The following is a 24,163-nucleotide window of genomic DNA, read 5'->3' on the forward strand; positions in this document are numbered from 1 at the left end:
GATGCCTTTATTACTGCCAACAGAACTTCAATTTGCAACAGATTATGCTTTTTTCATACCTGATGATGCTTTCAGAGAATTTCAGGCGCTTATCCGTAAAATTACTCCCAATGAACGGTGTACAGAAAAACAGATACTGGAAACATTTAAAAAGCAAATGGCAAAGCCAGCGGAGATCGAATACGGGAGGAGTTCCAGTACCGGCTGGGCGAGGGGAGACTTAGAATACAGCATGGAAAAAGCCAGTCAGAATGGCCCTGGGTTTATTGCTGCATTTTTTGATGCATGTGAGCAAATTTCTCTTTCGGAGATTAGTGTTCCTTCAGGATTATATCTAAACCAAATTCTTTCCAAACATGCGCTGCCTTGTCATATTAGCGACGGTGAACTGATATTGGCTGGAAATGTAAAAGTACCCGAATCTAATGCTTCTGCATCACAGACAGTAGTTCGTGCATTACAAGATGCAAAGACATTATCACCAGCAAGCGCGATTGACCGTGTTCATACAGCACTTCATGCATATCTGATTGAATTGTGTAACCAATATTCTATCCCGTTGGAATCAGGCGCTACTGCACAAAAGGCTTTCAAAGAACTAAAAAACAATCACGCAGCTCTTAAACCGATGGGAAATAGGCCAGAAGAAGTAGCTAAAGTTCTCAACAGCATGGCCGCAACAATAAATGCTTTGGGTACAATACGGAACCACGCCAGTCTGGCTCATAACAATGAGCTACTTCTTGAGCCAGAAGCTCAAGCGATGATCAATGCAGCAATGACTGTTTTTCGTTACATCGAAGAGTGTATTGCTCGCCACAATAGATCGTCAGGACGCTAGAATGAAAAAAATAGCCGTAATAAATACTGATATCCCCCGTTAATGGGGTAGAGCCCGCAATAGAACCAGAATTCCATACAGTATTGCAAAGTTTTACATCGGGATATTTGAAGATTTGATTCGCACCAAGAGGAATGGTGCCCAGAGGCGGGATCGAACCACCGACACGCGGATTTTCAATCCGCTGCTCTACCAACTGAGCTATCTGGGCACATAATATTGTGCAGTGTTTTGGTTTTAGAACTTTGCAAAACTTTGCAAAGCCTACGTTAGTAAACTCTAACGTTCCAGCCCGCTATTTTCAAGCGCCTGGTAAAACTTTGGTTCGATAAGCTTGCACTTTTCAATCCGCTGCTCTACCAACTGAGCTATCTGGGCAAACTTACGGGCTTGTCGCGCCGTGGGTGCGTATTAAACGGATTTCGTCGCCGCAAGTCAACTCTTTTTACAACTAAATTGTTTATTCGCTCAGCATTTAACCAACTTACGCTTTTGGTGGCACATAACCTTCAATAGTGGGCTCAATTCCCTCAAACAAATAGTCTTCCATTTGTTTTTCCAGAAAGGCTCTGGCTGTTGGGTCCATCATATTGAGCTTGTGTTCATTGATCAGCATGGTTTGCTTCTGCTGCCATTGCGCCCATGCTTCTTTAGAAATGTTGTCGAATATTCTTTTACCTAGTTCGCCAGGATAAAGCTGAAAGTCTAATCCATCAGCGTCTTTTTTAAGATGTTGGCAAAATACTTGTCTGGTCATTGATGATTCCTAAAGCAATTATCGCAAGGCGTCTAGTATACGTTTAGTTGGTGCAGCAAGACCAATGGATTCTTGCTCGTCCAAGGCCACCCAACGGCTGTTGTCTTCAGTGACAAAATGGGTTTGCACATCGCGTATGTGGCAATGCCATACCGTTATGTCGAGATGGAAATGGCTAAACGTATGCCTAAAAGCGTCAAATTGTGTGGGCGTGTCTATTAAATTCCAGTACTTGCTCCATTCAAATACTGCATGCTGAGTGTCTTGCTGATAAAAGCTCCACAGCCCACCCCATAAACCTGCAGGCGGACGCTGTTGCATCCACACTCGATTGGCACATTGCAATACCATCAAATGGGCCTGCTTAGCGGGTAATACCTTTTTCGGTTTTTTACCCGGAAATTCACTCTGCCGGCCTTGTGCATAAGCTAAACAAGATTGCTGTAGTGGGCACAAGTCACACTTTGGTCGGCTTCGTGTACATAGGGTCGCCCCTAAATCCATCATAGCCTGGGTGTAATGGCCTGTCCTTTTTGTTGGGGTCAACTGAGAGGCCTTTTCCCATAGCGCATTCTCAACGGGCTTCTTACCTGGCCACCCCTCAATAGCAAAATAACGTGCCAGAACACGCTTAACGTTACCGTCAAGAATAGGGTGGGACTGCCCAGAAGCAATAGACAATATCGCGCCAGCTGTAGACCGACCGATGCCAGGTAGTGCCATCACGTTTTCTATCTGCTCGGGAAAAACACCAGTGTGATCCTCGACGATTTGAATAGCTGCTTTGTGCAGATTACGGGCTCTGGCGTAATACCCTAGTCCAGTCCAATGATGTAACACGTCATCGATCGGGGCGGTTGCCAAACTGTGAATAGTAGGAAACCGTTGCATAAAGCGCTGATAATAAGGAATAACAGTGGTTACCTGCGTTTGCTGCAACATAATCTCAGATATCCACACGCGATAAGGGGTAATATCCTGCTGCCACGGCAGGTGTTTTCTGCCGTTTTTATCAAACCAGGTCAACACTTTGTCGGAAAACTGATCGGAATGCATCTATACCTAAACTTACGGGCCTGAATTCGGCGCTAGCCTATCATAGCAAGGCTTTTTTTGCGTCCTTGTGTTGAAAAATAACGGCGAGGTAGGATAATCCGCGTCTGTACTGGTGAGAGGACAACATGGGTAAATATAAAAACCAAGCTGAAGCTGAAGCTGCAGGCGTGTATATCAGCAAAGTTAAAAGCTATGTTAAACGCGAAGGGCGCCTAACCAAGGCCCAGGAAAGGGCACTTGACGCATACTGGCCTACCATGGGCATAGACTATGAAAACAAGATGTTGGACCTGAACACCTTGTTTGACAAACCAGGCCCGGTTGTTTTTGAAATTGGTTTCGGCATGGGTAAGTCACTGGTTGAAATGGCCGCCGCTGCACCTGATACCAATTTTATTGGTGTTGAAGTACACAGGCCCGGGGTGGGAGCCTGCCTCGCTGATGCAGGTGAAAAAGGGCTGACAAATCTCAAGGTATTCGAACACGATGCCGTAGAAGTGTTAAAACACATGATTGCCGACAATAGCCTAGCCCGACTGCAATTGTTCTTCCCCGACCCATGGCACAAAAAACGTCACCACAAACGCAGGATAGTGCAGACAGAATTTGCCGATTTGGTTGCCCGAAAGCTCCAACCCGGTGGTCACTTTCATATGGCAACAGATTGGGAACCTTATGCTGAGTATATGATAGAAGTAATGAATGTGAACACTCACTATCAAAATGCTGCTCCGCAAGGAGATTATATGCCTAGGCCAGATTATCGGCCCATCACAAAATTTGAAACGCGTGGCCAAAAGTTGGGGCATGGAGTGTGGGATATCATTTATGAGTGCAAGTGATAATGCTGCCTGTTAATCAGATACTGCAACGAAATATTGCCCTGTTTAATCAGGGCAAGTGGCTGTTTATCAATCCGCCGGATGCCGACTTTTTCCCTCTTTGTCTAACCTCAAATATTCACGTTCTACACCAGACGGTTGATGTGTTTAACAAAGCTACAAATACCAATAAGGCCTACGCATTTGACAGCAGAGATATCGTCGAACAACCAAACAAGCTGCGCGTTAGTGCTCAAGTAGGTCTGCATTCACATGAGTTTGCTCCTTTTATAACGTCTGGAAACTTTGATCAGGCACTGCTTTTCATGCCGAAGTCCAAATCGCAGTTTTCTATGCTTATGCATATGGCGTTGAGCCACATGAATAAAGACGGATGTTTGTATATTGTTGGTGACAACAAATCAGGAATTAAAAGCATCACCAAACTGATGCAACCCTTTGGCAATGTTGAGAAGGTCGATTCTGCCCGCCATTGCACCTTGTTATGCCTGACTCTGGAAAAGCAGGTTTCCTCTTTTAACCCCAATGATTACTTGAAGTACGCCACCTATGAACTCGGGGAACGGGAATGGGAATGTGCGTCTTTTCCAGGGGTGTTTAGCGAAGGAGCGCTTGATGAGGGCACAGCCTTGTTCCTGCAAACCCTTCCTCTACCATTACATGGAAGAACTCTCGACTTTGCGTCAGGAGCTGGTGTAATAAGTTGCTTTGTGGGGAAAGCGCTTCAGCATATCAGTTGTGATCTTCTCGATGTCAGCGCTATTGCGTTGTATTGCGCAGCTCATAGTCTGAAAGAGAACCAGTTGCATGGCACATTGATCGCGGCGAATGGCTTACAGGGTGTTACACAGCAATACCAGTGCATTCTTACCAATCCCCCCTTCCACACTGGTACAAAAACGGATTACGCAATAGTCACTGAATTTATTAACACCTCTGTCAACAGGCTGAAAAAAGGTGGTAACCTCTATGTGGTCGCAAACCGTTTTCTGCCTTACACTGATCAATTGAAGACTAAATATTCGCAAGTTGATGTATTGGCGCAGAACAATAAATTTTCTGTATACAAATGCGCATAGAGGAGATCCCGCGTGAACATTGTATTTGCTATTTCAGAAGTTGAAGGCTTAGTAAAAACGGGCGGCCTTGCTGACGTTGGCAGAGCATTGTCCATCGCGCTGGCTAATAAGGGCCACAATGTCTCTGTATTTTTGCCCTATTACTCTGCTGAAAAATCGCTGGGTATTTTAGACAATGCCCAGGTTATTGACATAGACGAGCCACTTTTTTCACAAAGCCGCGTTTACAACTTCAATCTTCTCAAAGCGAAGTGGCACGGTGTTGACTTGTACTTGATTGACTACCCCGAGTATTTTGAGCGCGATGGCCTTTATGGTGATGCTTATCACGCGTATGAAGATAATGGCGAGCGATTTAGCTTCTTCAGCGGGGCAATTTTACACAGCTTATTCCACCTTAAAATCAAAGCAGACATCATTCATTGCCACGATTGGCATACTGGGGTTTTACCCTTTTTGCTTCATCACAATCCCGACCCCTTCTTTGCAGATACACGCGCTGTGATCACTATTCATAATGCCGCTTTTCAGGGCGTTGTTGCACTGGAAAACATTCCCTTTTTACGTCATCACCCTGCCGTACTGGAGCAAGTTCATGGTGGTTATATCAACATGCTGCAAATGGGAATTGAATTTGCCAGTAAAATAACCACTGTCAGTCCTAACTATGCAAAAGAGCTGCTTACCGATCTTGGAAGCCATGGGTTGCACGCTTGCCTGGCAAAACGCCAAAAAGATCTGAGCGGTATCCTTAACGGGTGTGACTATTCGGCCTGGAATCCCAAGACAGACGTCTATCTCGATCAGCATTTCGATGCCGACTCGTTAAATCTGAAGGCAAGGTGTAAAGCCGATTTACAGCATTGCTTTAACCTTCCACAAGAGGCCAGAGTGCCAGTGATTGGCATGGTGTGTAGATTAACCAATCAAAAAGGTTTCGGTTATTTATTGCCCGTATTGGATCAGCTTTTACAGCACAATGTGCAATTGATTATCGCAGGAACCGGCGATCCTGCTATGTGTATGGAACTCAACACTCACGTCGAGCAATATCCACAGCGGTTTGCATTTTTTAATGGCTTCAGCGAAGAAATGGCACATAAAATTGAGGCTGGCGCAGACTTTTTCCTCATGCCTTCTCAATTTGAACCCTGTGGCTTGAATCAAATGTATAGTCTAGCTTATGGCACCTTGCCTATCGTCAGGGGAATAGGCGGGCTAAAAGATACCGTCGTCGACCTCCACGAGTCCCCTTGTGACGCAACCGGTTTAGTATTTTACGAACCTTCTGGTGACGCTTTAATGTCATGTATTCGCAGAGCGTTGTTGTTCTACCATGAGTTTCCAGATGTTATGACTCAGATGCAAATCCGCGGTATGCAGACCAAGTTCACTTGGGAGGCCTCAACGCGGCATTACGAGTCTTTATACAAATCGCTCATGTAAACTGTTAATCTGGATAAAAATGCGCCACTATTAAGACGTGGTCGGAAAACATGTAAACGGTGTCCGTGAATAACACTAGGCTTAGCATAAAGACGTTAACAATCTGGATTGTCTTGGCAACGACAAGCATCACATTACTCCTCTCGTCGGGCTATTCGCTTTATTCACAAATAAAGCACAATGAAGATAAAGTACGTCAGAAGCTTACCGTGTTGGCCAAAGTCATGGCTGCCAACGTAGCGAAAGACGTTGCCAATGCAAGACCACTCTCAGGCGCTGCGGAAGAGCGACTCAAGTCTCTTGAAGCATCTTCTATGATCACTAATGCGCACATTTATTTTGATAACGAGGACGGAAGTCAAAGCTTTTTTACCAGTTACAACAAATCCGGACAGTCCACTATACCCAACAAAATCGGGCAACTTGATGGGCTATACAGTGGCAATGAGGTGTCTGGAGGGATTGAGCTGGCGCACCCTATTGTGTTTATGGGCAAAAAAGTAGGCGACCTTTATATGCGTGCATCAACCGATGAATTGAGCACATTCATCACAGAGTCTGTTGCCTTTCATGCACTGCTTTTTATACTTATGTTGTTAATTGCTACGTTTTTGGCCTTGCGGCTTCAAAGAGCGATTACCTGGCCTTTGACGCAAGCTATAAACTTACTACATAAGACGATGAAGGAGCGCAACTACGCGCATCGCGCCGGTCCTTCACAGATTGCAGAAATTGACAAGTTGAACAATGCAACCAATCTCCTTTTGCAAAGAATTGAAGAAATTATTGATAAACAAAAAGAAGCTGAAGCACAACACAAGAAGCTTAACACCAGCCTTGAGCAAATGGTTAGTCAGCGCACAGTTGCCTTGAAAGAAGCCAACCAAGAACTCATTCAAACGCTAGAGAAATTGCATCAGTTCCAACGCCAAATCGTCCAAAACGAAAAAATGGCTTCATTAGGCGATATGGTAGCGGGTGTAGCGCATGAAGTTAACACACCGATAGGGCTAGGTGTGACAGCCTCAACCATGATGCTGGATCGGCTTACCACGATTAAAGAGCAATTTGACGCCAAAACGTTAAAAGCCAGTACTATGTCGCGCTTCATCGATGAAGGGCAGGAAAACCTCAATATTATTTATCGCAACCTCAATCGCGCCGCTGAGCTAATTTCGAGCTTTAAACAGGTTGCGGTTGACCAAACCTCTGAAGCTTCTCGTGAGGTTAATGTGAAGCAGCTTATTAATGAGATACTGCTTTCACTGCGTCCTAGACTTAAAAAGACACCACACGAAGTGGTTGTTAACTGTCCTGATGATTTAATTCTGGAAACCAAAGCCGGGCCCATTAACCAAATTCTCATCAACTTAATTGTTAATTCAATTATCCACGCATTTGAAGATAACGAAAAAGGTATCATTACCATTACGATCTCTATGCTAACGGAAGATAACCTGCGTCTTATCTATACTGACACAGGAAGCGGTATTCCAAACTCTATAAGAAAACGCATATTTGATCCCTTCGTTACCACAAAACGCGGACAAGGCGGTTCAGGTCTCGGTATGCATCTGGTTTATAACTTGGTGACACAGGGTTTGAATGGTTCCATCACATTAAACAGTGAAGAGGGGCAAGGTGTTGAATTTGTTATTGTCTTTCCGGTAAAAAAACACTGAGTGTTTCAGCTTGAAGTTGGGTTTTTCATCCCAACTATTGAATATAATCTTTTTGTTTCAATTGCCTATACTTAAACTTGCAATGACAAGTGGTACGTTTAAACTTTACCTTTAAATGTTACATATAATTTACTTTATTTACTCGCGACTAATTACAGAGATAAAACATGCAGACGCCCAATATTTTAATTGTTGAAGACGAAGTTGTTACACGAACAACCCTGAAAAGCTTATTTGAAGCTGAAGGATACAATGTGTTCGAAGCAGAAGATGGCGAGCAAATGCATGACTTCTTTCAAAACAACAATATTAATCTGGTTATTATGGATATTAACCTACCGGGTAAAAACGGGCTCATCCTAGCCAGAGAGGTTCGTGACCGCAAAAACGTGGGGTTAATATTTCTTACTGGGCGTGACAATGAAGTAGATAGGATCCTTGGCTTAGAAATTGGGGCAGACGACTACCTTACCAAGCCGTTCAACCCAAGAGAGTTAACGATTAGAGCGCGTAACTTGCTTGCTCGGACAACAAATGCAAACGAAGATGATGACCTTCCTAGCCGTGTTAGCTTTAATGGTTGGACATTGGACGGCGATAGCCGCTCTCTGATAGCACCGTCTGGCAATGAATTCCGCCTACCGCGCAGTGAGTTTAGAGCACTGCATTTATTTTTGAGTAATCCGGGCAAAATTTTAACCCGTGAGCAACTCATTATGGAGATGACAGGCCGCGAGCTTCGTCCCAATGACAGAACAGTAGATGTAACGATAAGACGTATCCGCAAACACTTTGAATCTGAACCGTCTAACGAAGAGCTTATTGTGACAATCCACGGTGAAGGTTATCGATTTTGTGGTGAAGTAGACGGATAAGGTTCAGCGCTTTCTTTAAACCCGTTTTACGAAAGGCCAGTGGTTCTCCCACTGGCCTTTTCAATTAGTCACCCGCAACCCGCATTGACGAGAGCAAAATCGAGCCCGTTTGCACGGCACCTCTGAGCTCTTTTTCTTTTCCTATGGCGATAATATTTGCGAACATTTGTTTCAAATTGCCGGCAATTGTAACCTCGTGCACGGGATATTGAATAACGCCGTTTTCAACCCAAAAGCCCGCAGCGCCTCGCGAGTAATCACCCGTTACCGTATTCACTCCCTGTCCCATTAATTCCGTGACAAAGAGGCCAGTGCCAAGCTCAGCAAGCATGTCTTTGTCACTGTGGCCAGAATGGCTGATCAGCCAGTTATGTATGCCACCCGCATGTCCGTTTGTTTGCACCCCGAGTTTTCTGGCTGAGTAGCTGGTGTACAAATAGTGTTTCAATATGCCGTCCTGAACAATATCCATGTCCTGCGTTGCCACGCCTTCATGATCAAAATTGGAACTGGCCAGGGCGCGTTTAATTCTCGGGCGCTCTTGTATGGTTAACCACTCTGGGAACAGCGGTTTATTTAAATGATCCAGTAAAAAGGTTGAACGACGGTACAAAGCGCCACCGCTAATAGCACTAACAAGGTGTCCAAATAAACTCGATGCTATCTCTTTACTAAACAATACAGGGCACTCCTGTGTGCCGATTTTTCTAGCACCAAGCCTACTGACAACTGATTCAGCAGCTTCTTCTCCAATATTTTTTGGACTGTTCAAATCATTGAAACAGCGATTTACTGAATAGGCATAATCCCTTTGCATGTCTTTGCCCTCAGAGGCAATAACCATACAGCTTAGACTGTATCGAGAACTGGCTTGTCCCGCATTTATGCCGTGAGTGTTACCATAGACACTCGCCCCTATATTACCATTGAACGTTGCACCATCAGAGTTGGTAATACGGCTGTCGGCGCTTAGTGCAGCATTTTCCGTTTCTAAGGCTAAGTCCATACCCTGTTGTGTATCAAGCGCAATCGGGTGATACAGCTCTAAGTCTGGAAATTCAGTGGCTATCAGCGCTTCATCCGCTAAACCACTGCATTCGTCCTCATTGGTATACTTAGCAATATGGATGGCTTTTTCTACAGCCAGGCTCAACGCTTCTTGGCTCAAGTCTGCCGTCGAAGCGCTACCTTTGTGCTTACCCACGTACACAGAAATACCTAACGTATTATCTTGGGTAAACTCGACATTTTCGACTTCCCTAAGTCGAGTGGATACAGCTATCCCCTGCACCTTCGTTAAACTGGCTTCAGCTTGTGTAGCCCCTTTCTGCGTTGCCAGGTGCAGTACATCAGCAACGATTTGTTGGCTTTGGGGCAAAACTTTGTCTACCTGCATAGGGTTCCTTTGTCGTACTCTTTAGCGATCTTTTTGCTATCCTAAAGGCATAGTCATCATTACACTTACATTAAGTGTACCACTTTACGATTTGAAATGAGCGATTACGAAGAAGAGCAGTACGTTAGTAAAACGCAACGTAAGTTAGATTCAGAAGAGAAGCAGAAACTCGGCCTCAAACTAGTAGGGCTGACAGACGCGAACCTGTCTAAAATTCCCATGGATGAAGAATTGGAAGAAGCCATTTTAGTGGCAAGAAAGATAAACAAAAAGAAGGACGGCTATCGCAGACAGTTACAGTTTATCGGCAAGTTGCTACGCAATAGGGACCTGGAGCCACTAGAGCAAGCGCTTGATAAAATTCAGTCGAGACACGCCGAAAACAACGCCCATTTTCATCAACTAGAAAAATACCGCGACAATATAGCTAATGGCGGCGACAAGGCTATTCAGGCAGTACTAGACGCGCATCCAAGTCTGGAGCGACAAACATTAAGGCAGTTTTATCGTCAAATTCAAAAAGAGAAAGCCAAAGGTGCGCCCCCAAAAGCATTCAGGGCGCTGTTTCAATATTTAAAAGAAACGTTGCAAGACGAAGGGTAAGCCCTGACTACGCAGTGCCACCCACGGTTAACGCATCAATTTTGAGCGTGGGTTGGCCCACGCCTACTGGTACACTTTGCCCGTCTTTTCCGCACACTCCGACACCACGGTCGAGTTTCATATCATTTCCGATCATTGATATTTGCTGCATCACATCAGGCCCATTTCCAATAAGTGTTGCGCCCTTAACTGGCGTAGTCACATTCCCGTTTTCAATGAGATAAGCCTCTGCACTGGAGAACACAAATTTTCCGGATGTAATATCCACTTGCCCACCTGCGAAATTAGGCGCATATATGCCCTTTTCAACGGTGGCTATGATTTCCTCAGGTGAATACTCTCCACCTAACATATAGGTATTAGTCATTCTGGGCATGGGTAAATGCGCATAGGATTCCCGTCGTCCATTACCGGTTGGCTGCACACCCATTAAATGCGCGTTGTGCTTATCCTGCATATAGCCTTTAAGTATACCGTCTTCAATCAATACGTTATAAGCGGTGGGGGTTCCCTCATCGTCCACATTAAGAGAGCCGCGTCGGTTGTCCATAGTGCCGTCATCTACAACGGTCACACCTTTCGCAGCGACGCGTTCACCTATGCGACCGCTGAAGGTCGAAGAGCCTTTGCGATTGAAATCTCCTTCAAGACCATGTCCAACTGCCTCATGAAGTAACACGCCTGGCCAGCCACTTCCAAGAACAACAGGCATAGTCCCTGCTGGCGAATCGATAGCCTGCATATTCACACGGGCCATATGTAAAGCATCTTCCGCAAGCTGCTGGTAGCGCAAGAGACCGTCTTCTTCTAGCAAAAAGAAGTCAAAACCATGCCTGCCGCCAGCACCCGCTGAGCCTCTTTCGCGACGACCATCCTGTTCTAATAACACTGAACAGTTAAGTCTGACTAATGGGCGAATATCTGTAGCAAAAGTACCATCAGACGCAGCAACCAAAACGTGTTCATAAACACCAGAAAGGCTTACTGCGACTTGTGTTGCACTGGGCTCTTGCTCACGAATATATTTGTCTGTTGCCCGCAACAAGGAAATCTTTTCTTCATCTTTCAGGCTACTGAGGGGGTTCTGCGTACCATACCTGTGCGTGATAGCATTTGAATGGAAAGTACTGCAGTTCTGCGAACCGTTGCTGGGCGCAATATTTCGAGCAGCCTGACTAGCGCGCAAAAGAGCCTCTAGAGTAATATCATCGGAATAGGCAAAACCAGTTTTTTCGCCACTAATTGCACGCACGCCAACGCCTTTTTCCAGGTTGAAACTACCCTCTTTGATAATGCCATCCTCCAATACCCAGCTCTCGTGCTGGCTGGATTGAAAATAGAGATCGGCAAAGTCGACATCATGAGACATGATCTGATCGATTGCTTTATGACAAGATGATTGATCAAGTCCGTTACTTCCTAGCAAATCAGCTTCAACTGGATTGGACAAAATGACTCCTGAATTTTCTATGTTGGTTAACCGGCATTGCCTGCTTAATTTCTTCACATTTAGCAATATCAACCGGCACTTGAATAATACCAACCTGGGTTGTTATGTGGCTAAGAATATCACCCCACGGTGACACTATCATACTATGTCCGTAGGTTTGTCGGCCATTTTTGTGTACGCCAACCTGATTGGCTGCCACCACAAAACACTGTTTTTCGATAGCGCGCGCCCTTATCAGCATTTCCCAGTGGGCTGCACCCGTTTTTTGCGTAAATGCTGAAGGCAGCACGAGTACATCGATATCACCCATAGCATCAAAAAGGCCGGGAAAGCGAACGTCATAACATACCGCAACACCCACTCTTACACCGTCTATAGTCACCACCACCACGTTTTCACCTGCGAGAGTAGATGCAGATTCCCTGTATGAACCAGTATTGTCATCTACAGAAACATCGAATAAGTGAATTTTTTGGTAAAGAGCGACTTGTTCCCCTTTTGAATCAATACACCGGCAAGTAGCGCTAAAGCGCTGAGGATCCTGAGTTTTTACTGGCACTGTGCCGGCAAAAATATGGCAATGATACTGTTGTGCGAGCTGCTTGAGCTTGTCGGCAACCTTCTCGCCGACTTCGCTCTCAGCCAGGGCGAGCTGCGCTTTATCTCTGCCGCCAAAAAAACTAAAACATTCCGGCAAAACCAAAATGCTCTCTGGCAACAATTTTGTCTGCGATAAAGTCTGCTCGAGCCAAGCCAGATTTTCCTCGACATCTGGAGCAGAGGTCATTTGCACCGCCACTAAATTAACCATCAAATACTTCCACCTTAACCCGATCCACTTCGAGTTCGCTGTCTTGAGGAACCTTAGACTCATCTGGGGGAGACGCTTGAGCAGGTAACGTCACTTCCTTGCTGTCTCTGCCCACTTCTGTCACGACTGGAGCTTCAAAGGTACCTGTGACCTGATAATTGACGTTTGAAATCACCTTTGCTGATGTCAGTACCTGATCAATAGCAAGTGCAGCGATAGCTGTGGGCGGGTTTGCCAGAAAATAGACTAAAAACGGCAAGTTACCCGTTACATTAGGCGTAAAACTGATATCGTAATTGAGTTTTTCGCTCACCAAATTAGCATATCCGCGTATTTCTATTTCGCCAGCGCCACCATCAACCACAGTGTCTTCGGTCATAGCATTGCCATTTTCCAACACTAAAGACCCATTAATATCGTCATAGAAGAAACCTTGTGCGAAGACATCACGAAAATCCAAACTCAGTTTTCTGACTAGTGAATTAAGACTGAACAAGGTAAATATACGAGATCCCTTATCACTGACCTCAGTCAAATAACCATCACTTAAAGACCAATCAGCCTGGCCTTTCACTGCTTCCAATGAAAATGCAGTTGGTTGACCGGGCCAGGCAAGAGAAAACGCCACATCGGCCTCTGAATCTTTAATGCCCGAATTAAGTGCCATGCTGTCCAGCCAGCGCCCAAAGTCACCACTGGTAAACTCGCCTTGTATTTGCGTTTCATCGCTTTCATTCCAACCTCCGGTTGCTCTGAGGCTGGCATAAGGGTGGGTGATGTTAAGTCTGTCAATAGTCACCCCTGTATCGTTCGGATTTAACTCTACGTCAACTTCACCAAGTACGTACTCATTGATGCGACAATCAGTGCACTTAAATCGCAGCGGAAAATAGTGCTGGACTGCTTGGCTTTCATTGGGCGTCTGAGCAAAACTGTCATTGCTTTGCAGATAGAGCTTCTCGGCCCTAATATCAATGCCATCACGTTGGATATCTGCGGCGATGGTTGCTTTTGCTATGGCTTGCTTAGACACCATGTCTATACGCCATTGCGCATTGGCTTGTCTGGCGTCTACGCGGGCATCTGAAAACTCATGATGTTTAAATACCATTACCTCTGATTCAATTGCGACGCGTTGGGGTAATGGAAACAGCCGCGAATTGTTGGTCGTCACCCGTTCGGTCTGGGAGGTAAATTTTGAAATGACGTCAGACCATTCATCAATGTTAATCTTGGGCACATTCGCCAGTATGTTAAAACCAGGAATAGGAATGCCACTCGGTGAATCACCCGCGGTCAGTAAAATCTGATCAAACTGGCGAGACTGGTGGGAAAGTATACCTGTAAATGCAATATCGTCTTCAATCGTTACGTCTATTTCTGAACTAGTACTGTCTCCCTTGGCGTCGACAAAAAGTGCCCGAGTTTGGCCCGAGTCTTTTGATGCAGGTAAAGGTAGCCTTGAATCTATCCCTTTGAGATCAGACGCAAGCTCGGCTTGGTATCTGAACCCGTTCTGCGTTAATTCAACATTGATTCCTGTTCGCCAGTTGGCATCGCCATAAAGGTAATCCTCAAGTGGGATCTGGGCATAGTTTAGTAATGCTTTTACATCCCAGTGGCCTTCCACACCTACAAATAAATCGTATAGCTCATCAGTTTGACGTCCAGTAATGTCTATTGCCACAGCCTGACCAAAGAGCTTGGCGGAGAGCTGGGAAGCGGCAATGGCCTCATTGTTAAAGGTCAACTCCCCTTGCAGATTTTCAGCAGTAATGTCCAAAGCGGCAATCTTGGCCGACGCCTCATTGAACCCTACTCGCCCACTAGCGATCACTTCATCACCGTTAAATGGAATGCCTAAATACAAATCTGTATCGAGTGGTCCTTGAACCAGAACATCTTTGCTCAATAGCTTACCCAAACTGGCTTTCAACCCGCCTTTTTGCATTAGCGACGTCACACTACTGGCATCTGCTGCGCCCGTTGCAGCAATGTAAATACCCGAAGAAGAAGCCAACCTAGGGATCCTAGCCTGGAGATTCTGTAGGGTGACCTCACCCAGCAAGCCTGATTCACTTTGCAAAAACAGACCTTCATTTTCAAATAATAAGGTCATGTCCAATTTGGAAAGTGCGGGCCACTCGCTTGAAAAGACAAAATCAGCGTTAGACACACCAACATTAGCTTGAAATATTCCCTCGTTGTTAGAAAAGGGAAAATAAGACGGGCTGCCTGACCATATAATCTCAGCGCTATCCACTTTTCCTGCACCAGAGAATGCTCTGGAAAGATAGGCAACGGTTTGTTTACCCATGTAGTCAGAAGGAAATAAGGAGGGTGTCTCAACCAAGTCAAGCCCATCAACCTTGGCGCTGAGTTGCAAATGAGACGTTGCCAAATTGGCATGTGCAGCAAGACTTAACGTAATTAAGTCGGTATTTATTTTGCTCTCAGGCACAGATAATTGCCATCCAGGCACAAGTGCATCAGGTTCCATATACAAATAAGCAGTTATGTCAAAGTCTGTATCGGCAAGTGTTCTACCTAATAGATTACTTGCATCTAGGCTTGCATCTGCGGCCGTAACCTGTAACTTGCCCTGCTGACCATGCCAGTAGAACTCAGCATCCATACCCGTAAAGCCTGGTATATTTCCACTCTCGCTCCATCCGACATCGATAAGCTTAGCTTTTATCGATGGTGTTTGCGCCTGCCAGTTGACTTGCAGCGTTGACAGTTCACCATCGGGGTTCAATGTAAGTAAAGAGTTTGCCAAAGAAGCGTCCATAAAGAGTGGTAGAACGCCAAGGACAGGCTGAATCGACACTGGTTTTACCGTATTGACCACTGCATTGCCCTGACTGTCAGCCTGCCCCACTAAATCAGTAACAAAGGTTTTTCTGTTTTGTGAAATGACCAGTTGGTCAACGCGAAAGGTCCAGCCGTTTACATCAGGTAATGCCTGAACAGTGCCGCCGCTAATAGATGTGATAGCCTGGGACTCAGGCAAGCCTTCCCATTTAAGTTCAGTGTCCTCAAGCGCTATGTGCAAATGATCAACGTTATTGTTGTCAATGGTTACCCACGCAGACAGGTTAGCTCGACTTTCGTTAAGCGGATACTGCGTCGTTACCCATTCATTCACCCACGGTGAGATATCCAGTGTTTCCGCCTTAGCGAACAAGGTTCCTGACAACTGTTCCGGATCACCATTAAGTTCGATAATGAATGAGGCAGAATTGTTTGCCAGCTCCTGAACCCGTATACGTCCTTTACCCTGGTGACGCTTTTCATCGTTAAGCCATACCAGCTGCTCAACATCGAAAACCTGAGTTTGGTTAGAAGTACGCACGCTAATTTGACCGTCGGTCACGGTAAATTGATGAAGCTGGACTAAAAACAGGTTTTTTAATGCATCAACAACCGGATACTCCTGCTGGCTGCCCGCTTGCATACTTTCTGGGTCAATCTCTAAAGAAAGGTTATTTAATTCAAAACGCTCAGAGATTAGTAGGCGCTCACTCACACTCTGCCAGAAGTTGATATCTACCCATACTTTATCTACGTTCAGATTGACCGGGGACTGTTCTTTTTGTGACAGCGATACTTGGGACAGCACCAAGCTTGGGCCGCTACCTTGCCAGGTTGCGGAGATTTGACCAATACGCAACTGAACACCGTAGTGCTCTAGAGCATACTGCTCTACTAAATGTTTTTTGCTGTCCAGGTGGGGCAGTGCATAACGAAATAGGCTCAGCACAACCGCCAAGCTAACCAGCAAAACTGCTGCAGCTAACCACAGCTTTTTAACGGCGTAGCTCACTACGCCAGACATCGACTTCACATCATTACCACATCGTATTTATCTTGGTTATAGAGCGGCTCCGTCTGCACTTTAATCTGTTTTGAAACGAACACTTCCAATTCTGCCAGCATGTGTGATTCTTCTCCCAGCAGCGCTTCTGCGACTGCCGGGGAGGCATAGACAACAAACTTGTCTGCATCGTATGCGCGATTGACCCTTACAATCTCACGCATGACCTCAAAGCATATGGTCTCTATTGTTTTAATAGAGCCTCTGCCTTTACACACCGGACACTCACCACACAAAATGTGTTCGAGACTCTCGCGGGTTCGCTTGCGGGTCATTTCAATTAGCCCCAATGCGGTAAACCCATGTATGTTTATCTTGGCGCGATCCTTATTGGTCGCCATCTCCAATGAATGTAAGACACGTCTTTTATGGTCGGGTTCAGTCATATCGATAAAATCGATGAGTATCATGCCGCCCAGATTCCGCAACCGTAACTGTCTTGCAATGGCGAGAGTAGCTTCGATATTGGTGTTAAAAATGGTCTCTTCCAGGTTTCTATGACCAACAAACGCCCCTGTGTTGATATCTATGGTGGTCATGGCCTCTGTCTGGTCGATGATCAGGTAACCCCCAGATTTCAGATCTACTCTGCGCTCCAATGCCCGCTGCGCTTCATTCTCGACATCATATAAATCAAAAATGGGCCGCTCACCGCGGTAATACTCCAGCTTCTTGTGCAATTCGGGCACATATTCTTTAGTAAAGTGCTGCAGTTCCTGAAATGTCAGGTTTGAATCTATACGAATCCGGTCCAGCTCTGTGCCGACAAAGTCCCGCACAACGCGCCTTGCAAGTGGCAGGTCCTCATAAAGAACATGGTTTTTATTCTTTTTAAGACGGGATTGAATCTTATTCCATAGGCGTTTTAAAAACGCAGCGTCCTGTGACAATTCTTGTTCATTGACCCCTTCCGCCGCCGTACGCAAAATAAAGCCGCCATTGTCATCACAGTATTGTTGTACCAAGTCTTTGAGCCGCTCACGCTCTTGTTCATCTTCGATGCGTTGTGAAACACCCACATGCCCAACACTTGGCATGAAAACCAGGTAGCGTGAAGGGATAGTGATGTCTGTGGTTAACCGCGCCCCTTTTGTACCAATTGGGTCTTTGACCACCTGAACAACAATATCCTGGCCATCTCTTACCAGTTCGCGAATGTCCTGCTTTTCAATTTGGCTGGCAGTAACTTCGCCTTCTAGCTCACTGTGTAGCACTATGTCTGAAGCATGCAGAAAGGCAGCCTTTTCCAGGCCAATATCAACAAATGCCGCTTGCATACCCGGCAATACCCGACTCACTCGCCCTCTGTAGATATTTCCAACCAGGCCACGCTTGGTATGACGTTCAACATGGATCTCCTGCAAAATGCCGTTTTCAATTAACGCTACCCGTGATTCCGATGGCGTTACATTGATCAACAATTCTGCACTCATACTTCAACTCCGAATCTTTTCAGGGCGTTTGCACATTCAAACAATGGCAAACCTACCACGCCAGTGTAACTGCCAGAAAGGTGTTTAACAAAGGTAGCCCCATAACCCTGAATGGCATAACCACCCGCTTTGTCCTGCGGCTCACCTGACAACCAGTAATTTGCAATTTGTTGCTTATTCAATGCCATAAAGGTCACGTCACTGGATACCGCCTCAGTATAAACCGCCTGGGAAGACTTAATGCTGAAAGCGGTAATGACCTGGTGCGTCTTATTGCTGAGCTTCGAAAGCATAGTGTTATGGTCATCTGCATCAATCGGCTTGCCCAACGCTACCCCCTGATAAACCACAATGGTGTCAGCTGCCAGTACGATGCTCTGAGAGACATTCGTTACACCTTGAGCTGCTTCAAAGCCTTGTTCCGCTTTTTGTTGTGCCAACCTGGTAACCAGCGCTAACGGTTGTTCATTATCGAGCGGGGTCTCATCGATGTTAACTGGCAAAACAGTATGTGCCAAACCAATTTGGTTTAGTAATTCTCTTCTTCGCGGCGATGCAGATGCCAGGACGAGTGATGAGCTCATACGATTTTCAACTGACGCCTTAGTTTGCGAAGTAACCAAAACACCCAAGGCCATATAGCCATAGAGGTGACTACTGGCAACATATACTCGTACAGGAAAAAAATGTCATTTAGCAAATGCAACAGCCAAAAGGAAAGTAGATGATAGAAGGCACTCAATAAGCCAATTATCACGCATTGTTGCCATACAGAGTAGTTGCGTAAACGTTGATAATTCGCGGCAAGAATGTACACACAAAAACACAGGACGAGACTGTGCACCCCCAACGGAGTGCCCAACAGGATGTCCAGGGCAATGCCCGAAATAAAAGCCACGCCTACATTAACTCTGTGCGGCAGCGCCATCGTCCAGTAAGCTAACACCACTAGTACCCAGTCTGGGCGGTATGTATCAGCCTGAGAAGGCAAAGGCACAATTTGCAACACCAATGCGACCATGATAGACAGTGCTATCACGTAGTGACGCGGGCGGATCACGGATTCAACTCCAACAACAAGGTGTACTTTATCCGGTCAAGCTCAGCCAAAGGTTCTGCCGTGACGCGCGCAAACTCGCGACCTTCGTCTTTGTCTACGTAGGTTACTTTGGCCACTGGGTATCCGGCAGGAAATACCCCCCCTAACCCAGAAGACACCAACACATCACCCACAGCAATATCAACACTGTGTGCCACGTGTTCCAAAAATACTTCATTCTTACCACCCGAGCCGGTTGCGATAAAACGGATATTGTTGCGCAAGGAGCGAACTGGAATACTATGGGTAACATCAGTGATCAGAAGGACACGGCTGTTGGTTGTGCTAACCTCCATAACCTGACCAATAATGCCAGAATCGTCAATTAATGGCTGAGATAAAAATACACCATCCAGCGTACCTTTGTTGATCACGATTTGGCGTGAATATGGGTTGCGATCAACCGACATCAGTTCCGCCACGATCTTGCGCATGTTTCTTGATACGGGCGCATCCAATAGCTCTCTAAGCTCTTCATTTTCTCGCGAGAGCACATCAAATCGCTGCAACTTCTCGCTGGCCAGTAGCATTTGCCGGGTAAGCCGCTTGTTTTCCTCTAGTAATTGTTGCTGGGATGTAAGCTGATCGGCGCTGGCATTCAACATCAAACTGGGTAGGTTGGCAATGTATTGTAGCGGGCTCATCAGCGAATTGAGGAACATACGAGTAGACTGGAAGCCATCTAACTTATTATCGACAACAATTAGTATAATTGAGAGCACAATGGCTATCGCTAAACGATTGTTTAGCGATGGCCCGCGAGAAAATATAGCTTCCAAAACGCGATTGACTTATTCGAATGTAAAGAGGTCGCCACCGTGCAGGTCGATCATATCAAAAGCTTTGCCGCCCCCTCTGGCAACACAGGTCAGTGGGTCGTCTGCAATGACAACAGGGATCCCTGTTTCTTCCATTAATAAGCGGTCCAAATCTTTTAACAGTGCTCCGCCACCAGTCAGAACCATACCCCGCTCTGATATGTCTGAGGCGAGCTCAGGTGGTGATTGCTCTAGCGCCACCATAACTGCAGATACGATCCCAGATAGAGGTTCTTGTAACGCTTCTAATATCTCGTTGCTGTTCAGTGTAAAACCTCTGGGCACACCTTCGGCTAAGTTGCGACCCCGCACTTCTATTTCGCGCACTTCTTCACCAGGATATGCAGCACCGATCTCATGTTTAATGCGCTCAGCCGTAGACTCACCAATAAGAGAACCAAAGTTGCGGCGTATGTAGTTGATAATGGCCTCATCAAACTTGTCGCCACCAATCCTTACCGATGAAGAATAGACCACACCATTGAGTGAAATAATGGCAACTTCAGTTGTACCACCGCCTATATCTACTACCATTGAGCCCGTTGCTTCTGATACTGGCAAACCAGAACCAATAGCTGCTGCCATTGGCTCGTCAATGAGGAAGACTTCACGCGCACCGGCGCCCAGAGCTGATTCGCGAATCGCTCTGCGCTCCACCTGCGTTGAACCACAAGGAACGCACACCAACACTCGAGGACTTGGACGCAGAAAGTTATTGTCGTGGACCTGCTTGATAAAATGCTGAAGCATTTTCTCAGTCACGTAGAAATCGGCAATCACCCCATCTTTCATAGGACGAATTGCTTTAATATTGCCAGGAGTACGGCCAAGCATTTGCTTAGCTTCAGCGCCGACAGACGCCACACTCTTAGGTCCGCCCGCACGTTCTTGACGTATGGCAACTACAGATGGCTCATTAAGAACGATCCCCTGATCTTTCACATAGATTAAGGTGTTAGCGGTTCCGAGGTCGATGGACAAATCGTTGGAAAACATGCCCCGAAGCTTTTTTAACATGAAATGCAATTTCCTTGTTGAGGTGACTGACTAGGTCTACTGTCGTGAATTGGCGCATTTTACCGCAATCAGCGGCACCATACCACGTTGATTAACATTATCGGAGTTCACGCCAGTTTAGAAGGCGATCATTCCCCCTAAACTGGCCGAATGACACTTCTGCACTGGGTTTATCATTAGTGTTTATAACACCGTCCAAGTTCCAGTCAACGTTTAAAAATTCCGACCATGTTTCATCACTAACACCAGGCTCAAGTGTTAATCTCATACGGCCTTTTAGCGAGTTACCCGCTACATCTACAGGTGCCGAGAAAACCAGGTCGCTGGTGTCAGAAATACCCAGGCTTAACACGCCATTACTTTGTATAGTTGAGTACAGCGACGTGATGTCAGTTTCGTAGGATTCCGTTGACGCATTAGTCAAACTCATCTGTCCTGCGGTCTGCTGAATATCAATCGGCGTGCAACTATCTACTGTGTTGGTTGCCCACAACCCGTTCACCAAATGCTCTGCCACTATTGGCACACGCAATGATCGGGTTTCAGGCCCATAAGTATCCATCAGATTCAGGCGGCCGTAACGCTGCTGCGTATCGCCTATATCGGGAAACTCAATGCTTTCACAACCGTCTGGATAGTTACTTTGCACGCAGATCGCGTTACCACTGCCAAACGTTGCATCGGTAAAGACTGCTGCGGCTATGGTTAGGTTAAAATTGCTGTTGAAAGGAGAAAACCCTGCGGCAGAAGCCGCCGTCTTGGTATATGTCGCCAAGACATTATTGAATACCAACTCTTGTGTACCATCGTAATCCTGAGGATTCTGGGCTGACAAAAAGGTGGATGCAGTTTCTAGTAAGAGCGCTGCGGTGTAACCCGTGTTATCTGTCACACTGTATGATGTATTATTGCTAATGAGGGATGCGGAAGGGTTAAGTGTCCAGTGGGCACTGTCGTAGTTATTAGTGATTTCACCCTCTGCATTCATGGCAACCAGTGTAACAATCGGTTCCGCCCCCATGTTAAATCCGAAAGCTTGCCCAATATAGGTAAAAGACGTACACGCATCGGCAGTTCTGGGACTGTTTATACTTGCTTCAAAATACGCTGGAATAAAACGCCCAAGATCTGTGGGTTGTTCTGTATTTAATCGTGAGCCGAACGTATTGATAGCGTCACTACCTAGGTAATTTTGGTCTTGTAGTTCCAGTGAATATTCACCACTCTCATTCAACTTTGCGGCATCGGTGTTAAAAACGCCGCTGTCAAAGTCTATGCTCACTGGTCCACTAAATGTCCCTGTAGTTGAACTGGTAAGCACCGCATTTTCCAGAGTGAGTTCTGCTTCACTGGCAATATTGGAATCAGGTGAAATACGGGTGAATTTGTAATGCAAACTCGCGGGTTGATAGCCTGGTAAAACACCGTTCTGCGCCCCTAAAGCTTGTACCGTGACCTCAAAGGAAGCGGCTGCCCGAGTGGGTGATGTGCCCGTCGACGATGACTGCAACACGAGCCTGTTTGGAATACTGTCAAAGTTGTCACTGTCGGATGCCACCGTGGGTGAAAGATCTGCACCTGTTATCTGCCCAGAAACCGACAAAAACACCCTTCCTGCATCTGCATAGCTATAGTCCGAAAGTTGCGCAATACCTTCGTTGTTGAACGTGACTGAAATCTGACCGGTAGAGACGCCAGAGCCGTCACCATTTACCGGAATACCTGCAAAAGGAACTCGGCATATATCGGACGAATATCCTGTTGCTCCATCAATACAGTTGTACGACAAATCAAGCGTTCTAGTTCCCTCTAGCGCGGCTGCACAGACGCCGCTCTCATCGCCTGGATCACGCAATGCCGCTATGCCTAGCCGGGATAATGATACTTCAGCTTTTTGGTCGGGCAAAGGGCTTGAAAAGCCGCTATTGCTATCGAACAAAACCAGCCCAGCATTAACAAACTCAATACTGCAATTACCTTCACATAAGGTTGGATTTAACGGTGCTGACTGCACATTGTCAGTGGCAAAGGCGATCGCCTCCAGCCCTTCAGTTTTGCGCGCTATAGTAAAAGAGGTTTGCGAGGTGAAGGTTTTATTTTGCCTATCTCCGTTTCCATTGGTAACAGATACGCTAACAGGATAGTCAGTGAAAGGCGTATTACAGCTATCGTCAGCACAAACCAGAATATCTATTTCAGCAGCGTCACAGGTGAGTGCCGGGCTGTTAAATGTAATGCGATATCGGTTCGGACCTTGTTGACTGCCACTACATGCACTGCCCCCATCTAAGTTATCAAGCGCATCTGCGCGGTACTCTACAAATGCTCGGGTGCCCAGCTCAATCTCTTCAGCGTTTATCGCGCCATAGACAATGGCATCCGTTTTCATGTCTATGCTTTCAGCGGCATAAATAAAACCATTAACAATTGAGCGAACGCCTATTTCCACTGAATCATAACTAATCAAAAGCAGTTGATCTGCAGTACTGGCAGGGTTGGTGAACGTGGGATTCAAAAAAGCATCATTTTTTATATCGACAGTGTCACTGGTATAGATTATGACTGACTCATTACTATTAATACGAATAAAAGCGCGGTTTCCGACGATTAATTGCTTAATCCAATAAACACCACCGGCAAGAAAGACGTTTGCATCAGTTTTCAGTTCCAGTTTCTCCAGCTTGGTCACCCCTGACGTGCTCGACGTGAAAACAAGGTCAGCACGGTTACCTACAACAACGTCTTTATAATCACCTTGTGTAAGCATTTGGGAGCTGTCATTAGAGACTGAAATGTCGTTGTCTGAAGACGTAAATTGGAATGCACTTAAGCCAATAGATTCTGCTGTTTGCCCGCTGGATGAACACTGAACAGGTGAACAGGTTGGCGTGCCATTTTGATTCTGAATATTGATATCGGATATATCTAAAACGCCATCACTACCGCGAACGAAGGCATCTTTTTTAAATGAAATAGAACCGTCGGGGCTATACGATGAAGCAGGGTCGCCAAACACGGCCGTGCATTGTGCCGCATCAGCCAATACAGGAAATAGTAGTAATAAAATGATAAAACGCATAT

The 24,163-nt window shown here is 46.0% G+C and carries 19 protein-coding genes and 1 tRNA gene; 7 read left to right on the top strand and 13 right to left on the bottom strand.

Annotated features, from left to right (window positions below; translation table 11 throughout):
- Window position 1 precedes the first annotated feature (1 nt).
- Window positions 2-841, top strand: a complete 840-nt coding sequence (locus DRW07_RS15455) for an abortive infection family protein (RefSeq protein ID WP_124028852.1) — start codon at window positions 2-4, stop codon at window positions 839-841.
- A 135-nt stretch (window positions 842-976) separates the two neighbouring features.
- Here the strand turns inward: DRW07_RS15455 and DRW07_RS15460 are convergent.
- The 3 genes from DRW07_RS15460 to mutY all read right to left on the bottom strand — a co-directional run bounded on the left by DRW07_RS15460 (window position 977) and on the right by mutY (window position 2,654).
- Window positions 977-1,052 (bottom strand) — tRNA-Phe (locus DRW07_RS15460).
- A gap of 273 nt (window positions 1,053-1,325) precedes the next feature.
- Entirely contained in the window at window positions 1,326-1,598 is a 273-nt protein-coding gene (locus tag DRW07_RS15465) for an oxidative damage protection protein (RefSeq protein WP_124028853.1), read from the bottom strand.
- An 18-nt stretch (window positions 1,599-1,616) separates the two neighbouring features.
- On the bottom strand, window positions 1,617-2,654 hold the full coding sequence (gene mutY, locus DRW07_RS15470; RefSeq protein WP_124028854.1) for an A/G-specific adenine glycosylase: 1,038 nt from the start codon (window positions 2,652-2,654) through the stop codon (window positions 1,617-1,619).
- Between the two features lie 125 nt (window positions 2,655-2,779).
- On the opposite strand from mutY, the gene trmB reads away from it, so the two are divergent.
- From trmB to arcA, 5 genes are all read left to right on the top strand, one after another.
- Window positions 2,780-3,496 carry a tRNA (guanosine(46)-N7)-methyltransferase TrmB gene (gene trmB, locus DRW07_RS15475; RefSeq protein WP_124028855.1) on the top strand — a complete coding sequence of 239 codons (717 nt, stop codon included), beginning with the start codon at window positions 2,780-2,782 and terminating at the stop codon, window positions 3,494-3,496.
- A 2-nt stretch (window positions 3,497-3,498) separates the two neighbouring features.
- Window positions 3,499-4,575 (top strand): methyltransferase, encoded by a 1,077-nt coding sequence (locus tag DRW07_RS15480; protein ID WP_165870523.1) that lies wholly within the window; start codon window positions 3,499-3,501, stop codon window positions 4,573-4,575.
- A gap of 12 nt (window positions 4,576-4,587) precedes the next feature.
- Window positions 4,588-6,021 (top strand): glycogen synthase GlgA, encoded by a 1,434-nt coding sequence (gene glgA / locus DRW07_RS15485; protein WP_124028857.1) that lies wholly within the window; start codon window positions 4,588-4,590, stop codon window positions 6,019-6,021.
- A gap of 59 nt (window positions 6,022-6,080) precedes the next feature.
- Window positions 6,081-7,703 carry an ATP-binding protein gene (locus DRW07_RS15490; protein ID WP_377923174.1) on the top strand — a complete coding sequence of 541 codons (1,623 nt, stop codon included), beginning with the start codon at window positions 6,081-6,083 and terminating at the stop codon, window positions 7,701-7,703.
- A 167-nt stretch (window positions 7,704-7,870) separates the two neighbouring features.
- Window positions 7,871-8,578: a two-component system response regulator ArcA gene (gene arcA, locus DRW07_RS15495; protein ID WP_124028859.1), complete on the top strand. Its 708-nt coding sequence runs from the start codon at window positions 7,871-7,873 to the stop codon at window positions 8,576-8,578.
- 64 nt (window positions 8,579-8,642) lie between these two features.
- Here arcA and pmbA read toward each other — a convergent pair whose 3' ends face one another.
- On the bottom strand, window positions 8,643-9,974 hold the full coding sequence (gene pmbA / locus DRW07_RS15500) for a metalloprotease PmbA (RefSeq protein WP_124028860.1): 1,332 nt from the start codon (window positions 9,972-9,974) through the stop codon (window positions 8,643-8,645).
- Window positions 9,975-10,070: 96 nt separating this feature from the next.
- Here pmbA and yjgA point away from each other — a divergent pair, with 96 nt between their 5' ends.
- Entirely contained in the window at window positions 10,071-10,577 is a 507-nt protein-coding gene (gene yjgA / locus DRW07_RS15505; RefSeq protein WP_124028861.1) for a ribosome biogenesis factor YjgA, read from the top strand.
- A gap of 7 nt (window positions 10,578-10,584) precedes the next feature.
- On the opposite strand, the gene tldD is transcribed toward yjgA, so the two are convergent.
- The 9 genes from tldD to DRW07_RS15550 form a co-directional block, all read right to left on the bottom strand.
- Window positions 10,585-12,027: a metalloprotease TldD gene (gene tldD / locus DRW07_RS15510; protein ID WP_124028862.1), complete on the bottom strand. Its 1,443-nt coding sequence runs from the start codon at window positions 12,025-12,027 to the stop codon at window positions 10,585-10,587.
- Complete coding sequence (locus DRW07_RS15515) at window positions 12,011-12,838, bottom strand: carbon-nitrogen hydrolase family protein (protein ID WP_124028863.1); 828 nt, start codon at window positions 12,836-12,838, stop codon at window positions 12,011-12,013. The genes tldD and DRW07_RS15515 overlap by 17 nt, the downstream gene beginning before the upstream one ends.
- Complete coding sequence (locus tag DRW07_RS15520) at window positions 12,831-16,676, bottom strand: YhdP family protein (RefSeq protein ID WP_240630689.1); 3,846 nt, start codon at window positions 16,674-16,676, stop codon at window positions 12,831-12,833. Before DRW07_RS15520 ends, DRW07_RS15515 begins: the two co-directional genes overlap by 8 nt.
- Before the next feature lie 5 nt (window positions 16,677-16,681).
- Window positions 16,682-18,148 carry a ribonuclease G gene (gene rng, locus DRW07_RS15525; RefSeq protein WP_124028865.1) on the bottom strand — a complete coding sequence of 489 codons (1,467 nt, stop codon included), beginning with the start codon at window positions 18,146-18,148 and terminating at the stop codon, window positions 16,682-16,684.
- Window positions 18,145-18,732, bottom strand: coding sequence for a Maf family protein (locus DRW07_RS15530; protein WP_124028866.1), 588 nt, complete (start codon window positions 18,730-18,732; stop codon window positions 18,145-18,147). The genes rng and DRW07_RS15530 overlap by 4 nt, the downstream gene beginning before the upstream one ends.
- Window positions 18,729-19,205 carry a rod shape-determining protein MreD gene (mreD, locus tag DRW07_RS15535; protein ID WP_124029018.1) on the bottom strand — a complete coding sequence of 159 codons (477 nt, stop codon included), beginning with the start codon at window positions 19,203-19,205 and terminating at the stop codon, window positions 18,729-18,731. Before mreD ends, DRW07_RS15530 begins: the two co-directional genes overlap by 4 nt.
- Window positions 19,205-20,026, bottom strand: a complete 822-nt coding sequence (gene mreC / locus DRW07_RS15540) for a rod shape-determining protein MreC (protein ID WP_124028867.1) — start codon at window positions 20,024-20,026, stop codon at window positions 19,205-19,207. Before mreC ends, mreD begins: the two co-directional genes overlap by 1 nt.
- A gap of 12 nt (window positions 20,027-20,038) precedes the next feature.
- Window positions 20,039-21,082 (bottom strand): rod shape-determining protein, encoded by a 1,044-nt coding sequence (locus DRW07_RS15545; protein WP_124028868.1) that lies wholly within the window; start codon window positions 21,080-21,082, stop codon window positions 20,039-20,041.
- A 97-nt stretch (window positions 21,083-21,179) separates the two neighbouring features.
- Complete coding sequence (locus DRW07_RS15550) at window positions 21,180-24,161, bottom strand: DUF6701 domain-containing protein (RefSeq protein ID WP_124028869.1); 2,982 nt, start codon at window positions 24,159-24,161, stop codon at window positions 21,180-21,182.
- Window positions 24,162-24,163: the final 2 nt, after the last annotated feature.

Origin of the sequence: Paralteromonas sediminis (genome assembly GCF_003820355.1) — a bacterium.
Lineage (GTDB): Bacteria > Pseudomonadota > Gammaproteobacteria > Enterobacterales > Alteromonadaceae > Alteromonas_F > Alteromonas_F sediminis.